This is a genomic window from Microbulbifer maximicatervae (SeqCode) (assembly GCF_052467225.1).
Genome location: NZ_CP174303.1, coordinates 762123 through 775981 on the forward strand (window position 1 = coordinate 762123; position 13859 = coordinate 775981).

A 13859-nucleotide genomic window follows, 5' to 3' on the forward strand; every position below is an offset into this window, starting at 1 on the left:
AATATTCAAATGAAATCTGTTTTCTAATTCTTAGAAGAATTCTAGATTTGATTGTGATCTTTATTAATTTACGCGCCAGGTTTTGCTGGTGTCATCATTAGATAAAGTTATTCGGCGCCTTTGGAAGTTGGCAGCGGTGCCAGTTCGCTATTGGCTTGACAGATCTGTACTTTCTCAAGATATACTGTATTTTTGTACAGTATTATAGATGAGTTGTTATGCGCCCCAGAGTTATAGTTTTTGATAATGAACCCATAAGAATTTGCCGCTATAGGTCCAGTTATGACAGCCGCCCTATGTACGCGATTAGTATTTTGAACTATGAAAAGTACGTACGTCGGTTTTCTGTTGCTGTGGGAGTGGATTTGCGCAAGGAATTGGAGTTAACCTTGTGTCAGATGAGAGGGATCGAGAGTAATTTAAGGTGGCTGTCCGAATATACTGAAAAAACCAGTTCAGCGGGATAAGTGGGAGGCTATGGGTGTGTAGTGTCTTTGATGTCAGTGATCATGCGGGTATGGAGCGCTTTCTCGATACCTATGGTATTCGGGGTGCCGGACATATGATTTACGGTAGACGCCGGAGGCCCACCCAGCAGGTGTCTATCATGACTACTCGGAAGGGTGCTGCTGAAATAGAAAATGCCATTTGGCATCTCTACCTTGAGAGGTATGGTGATACTTGGCGGCCCCATAAAAAATACTGGTCCATCAACAGTAATTGGAAAAAACTGGACTCCAGACCGGAATATCGCAAGTCCCGTTGCTTAATACCCGCTACCGCCTGGGTGGAAAGCCAAGGTGGCAAGTACCCGGTAGAATTCAGTTATGGTGAACCTTTTTTCTTTTGTGGTTTGTATAAAATCTGGGGAAATTTACTCAGTTGCTCAATCATTACTTTGGACTCCCACCCAGCCACTAAGCGCTACCATGAAAAGTCACTTCCCATGATTGCGCCCAATCGCCCAGATTTTGTAGAGTCCTGGTTAAATTGTACGGAGTTGACAGAAGATTTTGGCCCATTCCTGAAACCGTCCGTTGAGTATTCGGGGAAAATACTTACAGCTCATCCTTTGCTGAGGGCAACTTCTACGGAGTATATCGGGGACCCTATCCCCGTAATTGAATAATTATTTGCCCTGGGATATTGGTGTATAGAAAAATTTATATTGCACAACCTAAATTGTACTCCTGGCGTGGTATATCAATTAGCTCCGTTCTTGAGCTTATACTTCTTTCGTGAGGTGCAAAATATGCGCTGGTTTCATCTAGAAGATCTACAAAGCGATATAGCCGATGTATTTGTTTTTGGTTTAAATTATCTTGAGCAAGAAGTGCATTGATTTCTGTGCTAGCCAGCTCCTTTGCTGCTATATCTTCTGGCAGGCCACTGCGAGTACATAATCCATAAGTCCCCTCAATAAAGTGTTGCCATTCCTCTTCGATATGTTGAGAAATTCCGGATGAAAATTTTGGGTTTCTTGATTCGTATCTTAAATTTTGCAATTGAGCTATTTTAGCCATATATCGATTAGCAAAGCATTGATAAATAGAGTTAAAGTCTTGCTTAGCCTCTATGATACCAATCCAGCTGGCGTAGCCTTTTGCAAAGTACTCAACTGCCTGTTTTTCGGAGTGGGGTCCAAAAAAGGATTCACAGTCCCATTGAATATTAAGCTTATAAGAGGGCTTTGGCATAACACCCTCATCCTGGTAGCGCTGCAATTGTAGTTCGCTGATTTGAGTAGCCTGAATAAGCTGTTCTTTGGTCAGGAAGTGTTTATCCAGATAATTAAGCAATTTCACTGAATGTGCTCCAAGGTAGAAATCGAATGAAATTCTAGTGCCTGGAGCACTTAATACTTCGATGTGAGCCGAAGCATCTTTTCCCTTTTAACAGGTCTTGGAGAAGTTATTCCTGCAGGAAGAGAATATCCGTTCTAATAATATATTTGATTCCTCGGGTGATTGGAGTAGAGCTGTGAATTCTGTGTAAGGGATGCATTCCATGAGGGAAGCACAGTACGGCCCCGGCAGGTGTGCGGACATCGATGTCTAATAAAGAGTCTCGGCTGGGTTGTTTTAGGGGGTCATCTGCATTCACCCTGAATCGGGTTGCACCACCTTCAAAATCTTCACTCAGCAGTACTAAAAACGTCATTTCACTATAGCGATCGGGGTAGCCATTGGTGATCAACTGGTTGTTGTCAATGCGGCTACCGGGCCAGGCGCCATCGGTGTGGAACTGGAAGAAATCTCCCTCACCATAGCGATAAAAGCGGAAACGCCGATTGATGCCGACAGCCTCTCTTCCACCAAAGTAACCATTTAAGTCCTGCGCCAGGTCTCGGCATCGCTGCCAGATCAGCCGCTCTGTAACCTCGTCAACCACCCAGGTCAGGTTGTCGTTATGGCGGACCTCCCGGGGCAGGGAGACGGCTGCATCCGGTAAATAACCCACCGCTTCAGTGATATCAATGAGCCGTTGGCATTCCTCTTTTGAAAAGACATTGAGCAATTGGAAGGCTCCGGGTACCTCGGCGATATCTCGTCGTGAAACCGGTTGCGGAGCTTGCTCGGCCAGGGCCGCCGGGTTTTTACTGCGAGTAGCCCAGGTAGGTAGGGCCGGATGTTCTGCTCCGGGTTCGCGAGCGATAACAAAAAAGTCATCCAAGTGGGTGACAGTATCAATACTTTCAGTCGTGGACATCTGCTGTACTTCTATAGAAAAACTTTTAAAAGACTTAGCGGTTTAAAACGGTAATTTGGGCAAACTGCCGGTGCCCTTCAGCTCCACCGTGGAAGCCAAAGCCACTTTGCTTGGCGCCCACCCAAGGTGACCCGCCGGCGCCCTGGTTGATGCCAATCATTCCCGCTTGCAGCTGGCTGGCGACTTGCTCGGCCTGTTTGCTTTCACCAAACACAACCGCACCGAGACCGTAAACAGAGTTATTGGCCCGCTCGACCACATCGTCTACTGAGCTAAAGCGGTCGATGGCTACGATAGGCCCAAAAGTCTCATCATCTTCCACCAGCATGCCCGGTCGAATACCGCTGATAACTGTGGGCGGAATAAACGGCACCTGTGGATCGCGCTCCCCTAGAAGAAGCTTTGCGCCTTTATTCAGGGCATCGTGGATATGCTCCACTACCTTTTGATGTTGGCGGTGATTAACCAAGGGGCCGATATCCACCTGTGGCTCCTGCCACCCGCCGACACGATATTGCTTCGCTAATGCCACCACGGCATTTTCGAATTTATCGGCAATTTTTTCGTCCACATAAATACGCTCTGTGGAGGTGCACATCTGGCCAGAATTCTCAAAACTGGAGCCAACGGCAAATTGTGCAGCCTGGGGAATATTGGCGCTCTGCAACACGATCATCGGGTCATTGCCACCCAATTCCATAACCAGGCGTTTCAATGCCGGAGCGGCATTGGCCATAATTTTTTGGCCCGTTGTTCGCGATCCGGTAAAGGCGACCATATTGATGGGGGATTTCACCAGGGCTTCACCGGTGGCGCCATCGCCGTGAGCAATTTGTAAAATGTCCTGAGGCAGGGTTTGATTGAGTGTTTTCACCAATAAGTCAGCGACCAATGGCGACTCTTCTGAAGGTTTTAAAATCACAGCGTTGCCGGCGATCAGCGCGGGAACAATCAGGTTATTGGCCATGGCCAGTGGATAGTTCCAGGGGGAGATAACCGCAACAACGCCCAGTGGCCGATATTGAATTTCGCTACCGCCACTGCGTTTTGCCCGCAGGGCCTCTCCGGCATCCCCCGCTAACCAGGCACCGCCTTGGACTACGCCGCCGGCTTCATACTGTGCACGCCGGGCATCTTTGCCCATTTCACGGCTGATAAGTTGTGCCAGCTCTCCCTCTTCCGCATTCAGTTTTGTGTAAGCCTGCTGAAGTAGTAGTACCCGCTCCTGAAGAGATTTACTCGACCACACTCGCTGCGCTTTGTGAGCTTTCTCCACCATGTCCTGAATATCTTGGGGCTTGCTGACAGGTAGCGATCCGATGGCCTCTCCGGTTAGTGGATCAATCGATCGAAGTATATTTTCCATAATGGGGTCTCACTTAATCCGGCCACTTTATTGAGTGGCCGGGTGTTTTCTTAAAAGCGTTGGTGTTATTGGTCAAACAGGACAATAGTGCGAATTTCCAGGCTGGTTCTGCGTGGTGCCCCTGCACTTCCCGGCAGGTCGAAAGCGCAGTGGGGAACACCGGTTACATCACCTCGGTGCTGGCTATCGAAGACCCGCAGTAAAATGCCTTCGCCGGGCTGCATGTCGCTAAACCAAATCCAGCGGTGAACCGGGTTGAAACTCAACACCGAAATCTGCCCTTTTCGCTCTGGGTAAATTAATCGCATATTGTGGAAATCACTGGCGGCGACAGTGCGCAGGTCCACCATTGCCAACGGTGACTCCTGCACCGGGCGCAATAGGGGCAGCCAGAGATTAATAAACTGGTAGCGCGGATAATCTGATGGCTTGTACCCCCGGGCCTCCAGGGTTTCCTTTAGCTGGCGCTCTGCGGACCAGGGTGTGTAGTCGTTGTGCACCAATTTCACCGGGGATCGGCGACTGCGACTCAGCTCCGGTGCCGCATCAGTCGATGGTTGGGCTCGCAACGTGTGGTCAAAGGTCAGTACCTTTGCTGCACCCAGGTGAGCGCCTATCCAGGATTCAATAGCTGGATACCATTGGGTGCGAATCAACTGGTCGCGCTCCTCAGGGCTGGGGCTACTCCCTGAGGGTTGGTCCAGCGCGTGTAGCGCATCATCCAGCTGGCGCAGGTTTATGCCGAGCATAGGGCGTACAAGCTCAAATCCCTGGGTATCGAGACGAAAACGCTCCCCGGCGGTTTTCAGGGCGCGACCATCGTAGATGTGAACCTGCTGGGAAATAACATTCTCGACCAGATTGGCGGGCCCGGGGCCCTCTGAACGCTTGTCGTACACCAGATCGCTACTGGGATCAGCGTAGTGAATAATTGCTGTAACTAATTGATCCTGAAAGGAGGATCGGGCTGCGGTTTGCATATTGAACTCTCCCCCCACCGAAGTGGATGCCATACGGGCCAATCTACTCACAATGCTAGGGTTACGTGGATACAATGAAAACCAAGTAACAGTTGTGAGTGATACAGGTTTGAGCAGAAATCATCGGGCGAACCCGCTGGAGAGGCTGGAGTTACGTCAACTTCGCTTAATGAACGCTATCTTGCGGGAACTGAACTTATCCCGGGTGGCTGACCAGCTGGGTGTGAGCCAGCAAACAGTCAGTGAACAATTGAAACGCCTGCGGGAAATCTTTGATGACCGGCTGTTTATTCGCACCAGCAACGGTGTTATTCCCACCCCCCTGGCCGAGCGTCTGGCTCCTAAATTGGATGAGATCTTGAACAATGTCGCGGCGCTGCTGCGTACGGATGAATTTGACCCGGCACAGCATCGGGGCATCTTTACCATCAGTGCAACAGACTTTGAGCAGCGGGTGGTACTGCCGGTTCTCCTCAAGCAACTGCGTCAGCAGGCCCCGGATATAAAAGTCGTGGTGCTTAAGTTGGAGATTGATCGCATGGCCCAGCAACTGCAAACCGGTGAAGTGGATCTGGTGTTTAGCACGCCGGGATTTGTGCCGGATAACAGCCCCAGCATGTTGTTGTATCGAGAGCGCTACGTCTGCGTATGCTGCCAGCACACCGAAATGCCGCACAGCGCCAGTCAGCCCTTGGGAATGGAAGAGTTGGCAGCTTTGCCACAGCTGGTGGTATCACCTTCCAGGGGGGATCTGCGGGGCATGGCGGATAGTTGGTTTGAGCAGTTTGGTTTGGAGCGCAATGTGGTGCTGTCTGTCCCCTCTTTTGCCGCCGCAGCCGAGTGCATTGCCTCTACCAATACCGTTGCCTTTTTGCCCTCGCGACTGTTGCCTGATCCCCGACTAAAAACACTGCCTATTGTCGAACAGCCCCCGGGGTTTGATGTGATTGCCGCCTGGCATACCCGCAGCAGTCAGGACCCTTTGCACAAGTGGATTCGCACCCTGTTAGCACAACAATTTCCCAGTAATTAGCGAGGGAGGCAGCGCTGCTAAACTTGAGCATTCCAAGGGTTCAGCTAGTGGTCGCCATGCGTGCAGCATTTTTTCTACTGATATTTTTAAGCGCTTCTGTTTACGCTCATACCGATTTTACCGAGCAAGTGGGTATCCCCCACTTATTTGCCAAGGACGCATTGGTTGAGGAAATTAAAAAAGTGGATTGCACCCTCTCTGAGGGGCGCAAGACCCAATGCTGGATGATCGTGGTAAAGGCAGAGCCCAAGCATAAAATGGGGCCTTGGTGTCCACGCAATGTTGTCGACCCAATTACGTCTGGCGGCATGATGTTTATCAAGCAGCAGATAGTGCCGATTGATGGACCTTTCGTTAAAAATGCTGCGACCTTTTTCTCTGATCCAAAATGGAGCCTATATGATCCTAAAACTGGGGCGATAAAGGTTACCGATTCGAAGCAGGCTTGCGAGATGGCCGCGCGGCCTGATGTGGCACCGCAATACAACAATTACTGCGTGGAGTGCCTGGCCAGCTATATGGGCCCGGATTTTCATACCCGCTACCTGATCCCCGTACAGCCTGCCAAGGCCAAGGCCAAGTCAAAGCAGAATCCCGATGGTTTTTCCGGCTATGGGGTTGCTTTTAATGGGGTTAAATTTGATATCGCCGCGCCCATCGGTGCAATTTTAGGTGCACATACCTTAGCGCCAGTGGATGCCTGTGGTGGTCATGTAAATCCCCACGTGGGCTATCACTACCACGCTGCCCTGGGCTGCAGCCAGGCCTACCCGTCTGCCGCAAGCCATGCTGCGATTGTCGGTGTCGCCATAGATGGCTACCTGATTTATGCGCGGGAGAATGCCGATGGCCGCGAGCCCGGTGACCTGGACGAATGCCGTGGCCATGAGTTTGCCGACCTGGGCTATCACTACCACGCCAACCTCGCTGCAGAAAACGATATCCTGCATTGCCTAAAAGGGGAGAGAGGTTGTGCCCTGGCCGGCAATCAAAGCCAGTGCGATTTCTCCCACCGGGGACCTCCCGGACCACCCAGGCGTTAACTCAGGCCCGATTGTTGCTTCAAATAGTGAAAGACGAAGAGAGCCTCAGCACTCTTTTTGGTATTGATGACAATAAATGGCGTCGAATAACTGTCTTTTAAGCCCAGGACTTGATCTGACCGTCAGGTTTCCTTAATGGCCCTGGGACATAATGCCTCTAACTATTTCAGGTAATCCGGAATACCAACAATGAGCAATGGTACAAATTTCTATCTGATCCGAATGGTGGAATCCCTCGGTGTGCTGGTGCGCACTCGCCTGTGGATGCAGATAGTGGTCGCCATGATTCTGGGGCTAACTGTCGGCCTGCTGCTATCTCCTGAAGGGGCCGCGCTGGTGAGCCAGGATCTCAGTGCGGCATTGGCCAGCTGGTTTAAGCTGCCGGGCTCCATCTTTCTGAATATGATCCAGATGGTGGTGATACCGCTGATTATGTCCTCAATCATCCTGGGGCTTAGTGGCAGCGGGAACGTCAGTCAGCTTAAACGTGTCGGACTGCGCATTGCTCCCTACTTTGTCGGCACTACCACTGTTGCGGTGATTATCGGCATTATCCTGGTCCAGTTGATCCAACCCGGCGACTATATCGATGAGTCCCTGCTCAGCGCCGCCACTGAGTTACAGGTTGCGAGCGCCCCCCAGGTTATGGAGTCCAAACCGCTTCCCGAGCGTATTGCTGAGTTGATTCCCGCAAACCTCAACGAAAGTATTGCTATGCGCAATATGTTGCAGCTGGTGGTCTATGCGATTTTTATTGGTGTTGCAGTGATGCTGTTGCCGCAAAAGCAGCGGGAAACAGCGGTATACGCTTTTGGCATTATTCAGGAGGTGGCACTTAAGGTAGTTGGCTGGGCCATGCTGTTTGCGCCCCTGGCCGTATTTGGCCTCCTGGCAGATATTGCTATTCGCGTCGGTCTCACTGCAATTCTCGGGATGTCCGTGTACGTGGGTACCGTGATTCTGGGGCTACTTATTCTTCTCAGCTTTTACCTGATAATTGTTTCTCTGGTGACCTCCGTCGGCCCGATCACATTTTTGCAGAGAATTAGCGGAGTGCAGCTACTGGCATTTTCCACGTCCAGTTCCGCTGCTGTTATGCCCCTATCCATGCGTGTTGCCGAGAGCCCTCTGGGAGTAAAACCATCCATCGCCAAATTTATTGTGCCCCTGGGCGCTACTGTAAATATGGATGGCACGGCGCTTTATCAGGTAATCGCTGCGGTGTTCCTAACCCAGGTATATGGCATCGACCTGACAACCGCGCAGCTAGTGGGGCTGACTGTGACCACCGTTGGCGCTTCAATAGGTTCTCCCAGTACGCCGGGGGTCGGTATCGTAATTCTGGCGACAATTCTGGCTGGCATAGGCGTACCGCCGGAAGGTATTGCGCTGATTCTGGGGGTGGACCGGATTCTCGATATGTGTCGTACCGCCGTGAACGTCACTGGAGACCTGACTGCCTGTTTGGTGATGGACAAGCTGCTGGGTAGCGATAGGCTGGAGGAAGCGACTACCCAAACCGCTTAACTGGAGTACGAACTAATGTTGGACAGGAACCTTCAGTATCTCGAAAGTACGAGGGTCCTTCTGTCCTTCATAGTATTTTTCCAGCACCTCATCAAATAGCTTGTCATTCGGATCGGCGATAGAAAATAGCGTCATGGATGACTTGAGCTTCAGGTCATCAGGAGAACCAAATATTTGATGGGCAGAGAGATTATTTTGTTGTAGAAGCTCCTTGCAGCACTCCTTGAGCCTGGGGCCTAGTACTGGGTGCTCCAGATAGGCGCGGGCCTCATCTAGATTCTTAATTCCAAAATGCTCTGATGTCGCGCTGTGTCCCAGGCCGGAGACCTGGGGGAATATATACCAGATCCAGTGAGAGCATTTATGTCCGCTGTGCAATTCACTCAAGGCGCGTTCATAAGAGCCTTCTTGCGCCGTCACAAAACGTTCAAGGTGGAATGATTGGGCCATTTCTTGAATCTCCTTATTCTTATTCCTTAGCAGGCTCAAGGTTAGCAGTAATAAGGATGAATGCTAGAGGATGAACTGCCTGACGGCAGACCTTTCACTAGTTAATCAATATTCATCATAATTACGGCAAGTACAGGCTGCTTGGCTCAGAGTCCCCCACCAATTTTCCTATGTTCTGGCCGCTTTTTCTTACGCCTATTTAAGAGGCGTTGCCCAAGAGGCTGCCATAAGCCTTTTCAGGTTCCACTTTGCCGTAGACCCCCGGTTCACCCGGGTGATAGACCTAAGCACTCCAGCTATGGCTCAAGGTCTCCGCCTGCTTTAAGCACAGTTGCACCGCCTCATCTGCCCCATCCGGTGGGTACTTCCATTTGCGCAGTGCGCGGCGCACCAGGTTGCGCAGTTTGGCGCGCACGCTGTCGCGCACCTGCCAGTCCACGGTGGTGGATTTGCGCAGCTGCTGGGTAACGTATTTGGCGAGTTCGCGCAGATTGTTATCCCCCAGCTCTTTTACCGCCGACTGGTTTTGGATCAAAGCGCGGTAGAAGGCGATTTCGTCGGTATTGAGGCCGGAGTTTTCCGCCATCTGCGCATCGTCGGCCATGTCCTTGGCCATCTGGATCAGTTCTTCAATCACCTGGGCGGTTTCGATGGCGCGATTATGGTATTTGCGCAGGGCTTCCATAATGCGGTCGGAGTATTTTTTCTCCGACACCACATCGGTTTTCATACGCGCTTTCACTTCATCGCGCAGTAGCCGTTCGAGCAGCTCAACGGCCAGGTTTTTTTCTTTAAGATTGGCGACGTCTTCCATAAACTCAGGGGACAGCAAGCCGATATTCGGGCGGTCCAGGCCCACCATGCTGAAGATATCATCCACACCGTCGGCGACGATGGCATTGTCGATAATCTGCTTGAGTGCGGAGTTCTTTTCCTCATCGGTGCGGCGCTTGTCGATGGTGGTGAACTTGGTGATGGCGTTTTTCACCGCACCCCAGAAGGCGATCTCTTTCTTGTAGGGCGCGGCGTCCGCCAGGGTGCTGCACAGGGTGTAGGCCTTGCTGAGCGCAGCCATCACATCGAGAAAGCGCCGTTTACCATCCAGTTCGCCGCTGCCGGGGTTTTTCAGGCTGAGGATATGGTTCATGGCGCCGGGCAACAGTTGCAGGGCCTGGGTCTCGTACTGGCTGTAATCAAAGCCGTGCATCATATCCTGCAGTACGCCGAGCTTTTCCAGCAGAATGGCGTAGGCCTCATGGGCGTCGTGGGTGGGCTTGCCCTTGCCGTTAGCGCCGGTATAGGTCTTGAGTGCCTGCTTCAGCTCGTTGGCAATGCCGATGTAGTCCACCACCAAGCCGCCGGGCTTGTCTTTAAACACCCGGTTAACCCGGGCAATGGCCTGCATCAGGTTGTGGCCCTTCATGGGCTTGTCGATATACATGGTGTGGCAAATGGGGGCATCGAAGCCGGTGAGCCACATATCCCGCACAATCACCAGCTGTAACGGGTCGTTTACGTCCTTAAAGCGCTTTTCAAATGCCTTCTTGGTTTCCTTGTTGTAGATATGCGGCTGCAACTTGGCTTTGTCCGACGCCGAACCGGTCATCACAATTTTGATCGCGCCCTTGTCGGCGTCTGGGTGGTGCCACTCCGGCTTGATAGCGACGATGGCATCGTAGAGGTCGACGCAGATCTCGCGGCTCATGGCCACAATCATGGCCTTGCCGGGCATGGAGGCGGTGCGGCTGTCGAAATGCTGGATTAGGTCTTTGGCCACCTGCTCCACCCGGGGCTGGCTGCCGACGAGTTTTTCCAGTGTGGCCCAGCGGGATTTGGTTTTCTCCCGCTCGGCTACATCTTCTTCGTCCTCAATAACCTCTTCAACATCCTCGTTCAGGGCCTCGATATCGGCCGCGTGGATATCCAGCTTGGCCAGGCGCGATTCATAGTAGATGGGCACCGTGGCGCCATCGTCTACCGCATCCTGAATATCGTAGATGGAGACATACTCACCAAATACCGCGCGGGTATCTTTATCGGCCGAGTCGACCGGGGTACCGGTAAAGCCGATAAACGAGGCCGCCGGCAAGGCATCGCGCATATGCTTGGAATAGCCGAAGGTGTAAGTGCCCTTTTTGGCGTTGAACTTGGCCTTGTCGCCATACTGGCTGCGGTGGGCCTCGTCGCTGACCACGACGATATTGTGGCGGCGGCTCAACACCGGGTGGCTGGTTTCCTCGCCGAGTAGGGCAAATTTTTGCACCGTGGTAAACACGATACCGCCGGACTGGCGCGCGGCGAGTATCTGGCGCAGCTCGTCTCTGTCGCCGGCCTGTACCGGGGTCTGCTTGAGGGCATCGGCGGCCATACAGAAGGTGTTGTACAGCTGGCCATCCAGATCGTTGCGGTCGGTGACAACTACGATGGTGGGGTTATTCATGGCGGGCTGTGCCAGCAATTTGCCGGCGTAACACACCATGGAGATGGACTTGCCGGAGCCCTGGGTGTGCCAAACCACCCCGGCCTTGCCGGAACCGGGTATTACTTTATCGGCATAGTTCGCCCGGGGCTGGGCCACCATGTTTGATCGCTCGGCCGCAATCACGGTCGCTTTCACCGCTTGGCGCACCGCGTGGAACTGGTGATAGCCGGCGATCTTTTTAACGATTTGATCGCCGTCCTGCTCAAACAGCACAAAGTGGCGGATATAGTCCAACAACAGTTCGGGCTTAAAGAAGCCTTTTACCAGGGTTTCTAAGAAATATTCAAAGTGCGGTTTGTCGTGCTCGTTATTGACCACCCGCCAGGGCAAAAACCGCTCTTTGCTGGCGGTGAGGGAGCCGACGCGGGCATCGAGGCCATCGCTGATGACCAGCGCCTGGTTAAAAATAAACAGGTCGGGGATTTCTTCTTTGTAAGTTTGCAGCTGCTGGTAGGCGGACCAAATATCGGCGCTGTTGTCGGCGGGGTTTTTCAGCTCAATCACGGCCAGCGGCAAGCCATTGATAAATACAATAATGTCCGGGCGGCGGCTCCCCTTGGTACCCATAATGGTGTACTGGTTGACCACCAAAAATTCGTTGTGTTTGGTATTGTCGAAGTCCACCAGCTTTACATAGTCGGTCACTACTTCGCCGTTGGCATCCTTAAACTCGACCTTGACCCCTTCCTGCAACCACTGGTGAAACTGTTTGTTGTTTTTGATCAGGATGGGCGTTTCGGGTGTGGCGATCTGCTGGGTGACTCGCTCAAGGGTGGATACCGGCACCTGCGGGTTAATAACTTCCAAGCGGCTTAGCAGGCGCTTGTGCAGGATAACCTGGCGGTAATCGTTGCGCTCCGGGGTATTGCTATCGGGGGCGATATCGTAGCCGCAGGTATAGCTGTAGCCGAGGGAGTTAAACCATTCTAAGCAGAGTTGTTCTAGTTGGTCTTCGGTAATATTCATTCCGTTTCCTCTAGAATTTCTCTATCTACACGATTACTCTCACTTTGCTTAATACCTGCCTTCAAATACTCAATAATTTCTGCTATTGCAGTATCTCGGTTATCTGAAGGGTAGCCATATTTTCTTAAGCTTATTCTTATAGATGACCGTATTTTGGCAATCGCTGACTCTCTTTCATTCCAGTCAACAACTAATAAGGGTTTAATTTCTCTAGCCAAATGTTCTGAAGCAAACTGTATTCGTCCTGGTTCTACTTGTTGCGCTGAATATTTAGTTAGTATCCTTGCAAAATGTTTCGATTCATCATCAATAACGGCTGTCTCTAATTCCGAAACATCAGCTTCTGGAGTTCTACCAGAAACCTTATTCTCTGCTCGTCTTGCAGATTTATCGAACTCATATTCCAGATACTTTTCGGCCACCATTAAGTTGCAATATTCCGATGCACCAATCAAATCAGGAAATAGACTTGCATGATGCACATTCATTCTTCGAAGATGTCGCATACAGCCTTCTCTATCTTCGTTTTTAATTAGAATTTTACAAATATATTTAGCGACAATTTCAGCTTGTGCATCAGCCAAAATATTACCTTCTGAATCTGACTCAGGTTCTGCTGTCAGTAAGCCCTTATCAGGTGAGTTATCCGCAACCAAGGCATCTAGTAACTTACTCTCAATCGTTGCCCCATATGGAGAAAACGTAAATAAACCTGCTTGATTGACTAATCGTCCATGATCATCTTTCTTCGGTTCAAACATGCGTATATCTGGGCAACGTTTATTGTTAGCAACAAATGTTTTATTTAGAATATAAATGGCACGATATGGATTTTCTTTCTCCTCTTCAGAATCTTCTTTTGCAAAGGCAAAAAATAAAGCCACATATGGTGAGTGCGTCCAATCTAGCAAGGGTGTTAGTAAACCATGATGCTGTCCTACAGACCATAACTCATCCTCTTCACCTTCAAGTACTAGAGCATTATCTGAAAGCCTTCCTCTTACAGCATGCCTAAAATAGTCCAGCTGACTATCTGCTAATTCACGCGTTATGATTCCTGAGTCGGGTACACGTGCAAGCGTAGGCATCAACCCCCAATCAAAGCGTCTGTGTCCTCGAAAAACTAATTGTGTTTTTGGTCTATTAAAAAAATTATGTTCTAGTAGCTCTGAAAATTCTTTCCAGCTTTCTAATCTCGTAGTTGGTATACGACCATGATTGCTGTCAGAAAGAATATCAAAGCTTTCAGTATTACCATTCCACACAGGTATGTTTTTAAAAATGTCCGTATCCATAAGGTACC

At 50.8% G+C, this 13859-nt stretch carries 11 protein-coding genes; 4 read left to right on the forward strand and 7 right to left on the reverse strand.

All coding sequences use genetic code 11. The annotated features are described in order from the left end of the window. The first annotated feature begins 481 nt into the window (after positions 1-481). Entirely contained in the window at positions 482-1129 is a 648-nt protein-coding gene (locus ACJJIZ_RS03290; protein WP_444915197.1) for an SOS response-associated peptidase family protein, read from the forward strand. Positions 1130-1163: 34 nt separating this feature from the next. Here the strand turns inward: ACJJIZ_RS03290 and ACJJIZ_RS03295 are convergent, their stop codons facing one another. The 4 genes from ACJJIZ_RS03295 to ACJJIZ_RS03310 all read right to left on the reverse strand — a co-directional run bounded on the left by ACJJIZ_RS03295 (position 1164) and on the right by ACJJIZ_RS03310 (position 5055). After that, entirely contained in the window at positions 1164-1805 is a 642-nt protein-coding gene (locus ACJJIZ_RS03295; protein ID WP_444915198.1) for a DUF6058 family natural product biosynthesis protein, read from the reverse strand. Between the two features lie 106 nt (positions 1806-1911). After that, complete coding sequence (locus ACJJIZ_RS03300) at positions 1912-2709, reverse strand: prolyl hydroxylase family protein (RefSeq protein WP_444915199.1); 798 nt, start codon at positions 2707-2709, stop codon at positions 1912-1914. 34 nt (positions 2710-2743) lie between these two features. Continuing rightward, positions 2744-4075 carry an aldehyde dehydrogenase family protein gene (locus tag ACJJIZ_RS03305; protein WP_444895712.1) on the reverse strand — a complete coding sequence of 444 codons (1332 nt, stop codon included), beginning with the start codon at positions 4073-4075 and terminating at the stop codon, positions 2744-2746. 65 nt (positions 4076-4140) lie between these two features. Beyond that, positions 4141-5055, reverse strand: coding sequence for a CmcJ/NvfI family oxidoreductase (locus tag ACJJIZ_RS03310; protein ID WP_444895713.1), 915 nt, complete (start codon positions 5053-5055; stop codon positions 4141-4143). Between the two features lie 94 nt (positions 5056-5149). On the opposite strand from ACJJIZ_RS03310, the gene ACJJIZ_RS03315 reads away from it, so the two are divergent. From ACJJIZ_RS03315 to ACJJIZ_RS03325, 3 genes are all read left to right on the forward strand, one after another. After that, entirely contained in the window at positions 5150-6088 is a 939-nt protein-coding gene (locus tag ACJJIZ_RS03315) for a LysR family transcriptional regulator (protein WP_444915200.1), read from the forward strand. 56 nt (positions 6089-6144) lie between these two features. Then, positions 6145-7131: a YHYH protein gene (locus tag ACJJIZ_RS03320; protein WP_444915201.1), complete on the forward strand. Its 987-nt coding sequence runs from the start codon at positions 6145-6147 to the stop codon at positions 7129-7131. A 189-nt stretch (positions 7132-7320) separates the two neighbouring features. After that, entirely contained in the window at positions 7321-8658 is a 1338-nt protein-coding gene (locus ACJJIZ_RS03325; RefSeq protein WP_444915202.1) for a dicarboxylate/amino acid:cation symporter, read from the forward strand. 12 nt (positions 8659-8670) lie between these two features. Here ACJJIZ_RS03325 and ACJJIZ_RS03330 read toward each other — a convergent pair whose 3' ends face one another. The 3 genes from ACJJIZ_RS03330 to ACJJIZ_RS03340 form a co-directional block, all read right to left on the reverse strand. Further along, entirely contained in the window at positions 8671-9108 is a 438-nt protein-coding gene (locus ACJJIZ_RS03330; protein ID WP_444915203.1) for a DUF1810 domain-containing protein, read from the reverse strand. A 283-nt stretch (positions 9109-9391) separates the two neighbouring features. Beyond that, entirely contained in the window at positions 9392-12556 is a 3165-nt protein-coding gene (locus tag ACJJIZ_RS03335) for a type I restriction endonuclease subunit R (RefSeq protein ID WP_444915204.1), read from the reverse strand. Continuing rightward, positions 12553-13851, reverse strand: a complete 1299-nt coding sequence (locus ACJJIZ_RS03340; RefSeq protein WP_444915205.1) for an FRG domain-containing protein — start codon at positions 13849-13851, stop codon at positions 12553-12555. The genes ACJJIZ_RS03335 and ACJJIZ_RS03340 overlap by 4 nt, the downstream gene beginning before the upstream one ends. Positions 13852-13859 lie beyond the last annotated feature (8 nt).

Excerpts from the sequence above, each read along its gene's own strand:
- ACJJIZ_RS03300 (WP_444915199.1), bottom strand. The coding sequence starts at position 2,709 with ATGTCCACGACTGAAAGTATTGATACTGTCACCCACTTGGATGACTTT.
- ACJJIZ_RS03305 (WP_444895712.1), bottom strand. The coding sequence starts at position 4,075 with ATGGAAAATATACTTCGATCGATTGATCCACTAACCGGAGAGGCCATC.
- ACJJIZ_RS03310 (WP_444895713.1), bottom strand. The coding sequence starts at position 5,055 with ATGCAAACCGCAGCCCGATCCTCCTTTCAGGATCAATTAGTTACAGCA.
- ACJJIZ_RS03320 (WP_444915201.1), top strand. The coding sequence starts at position 6,145 with ATGCGTGCAGCATTTTTTCTACTGATATTTTTAAGCGCTTCTGTTTAC.
- ACJJIZ_RS03325 (WP_444915202.1), top strand. The coding sequence starts at position 7,321 with ATGAGCAATGGTACAAATTTCTATCTGATCCGAATGGTGGAATCCCTC.
- ACJJIZ_RS03330 (WP_444915203.1), bottom strand. The coding sequence starts at position 9,108 with ATGGCCCAATCATTCCACCTTGAACGTTTTGTGACGGCGCAAGAAGGC.
- ACJJIZ_RS03335 (WP_444915204.1), bottom strand. The coding sequence starts at position 12,556 with ATGAATATTACCGAAGACCAACTAGAACAACTCTGCTTAGAATGGTTT.
- ACJJIZ_RS03340 (WP_444915205.1), bottom strand. The coding sequence starts at position 13,851 with ATGGATACGGACATTTTTAAAAACATACCTGTGTGGAATGGTAATACT.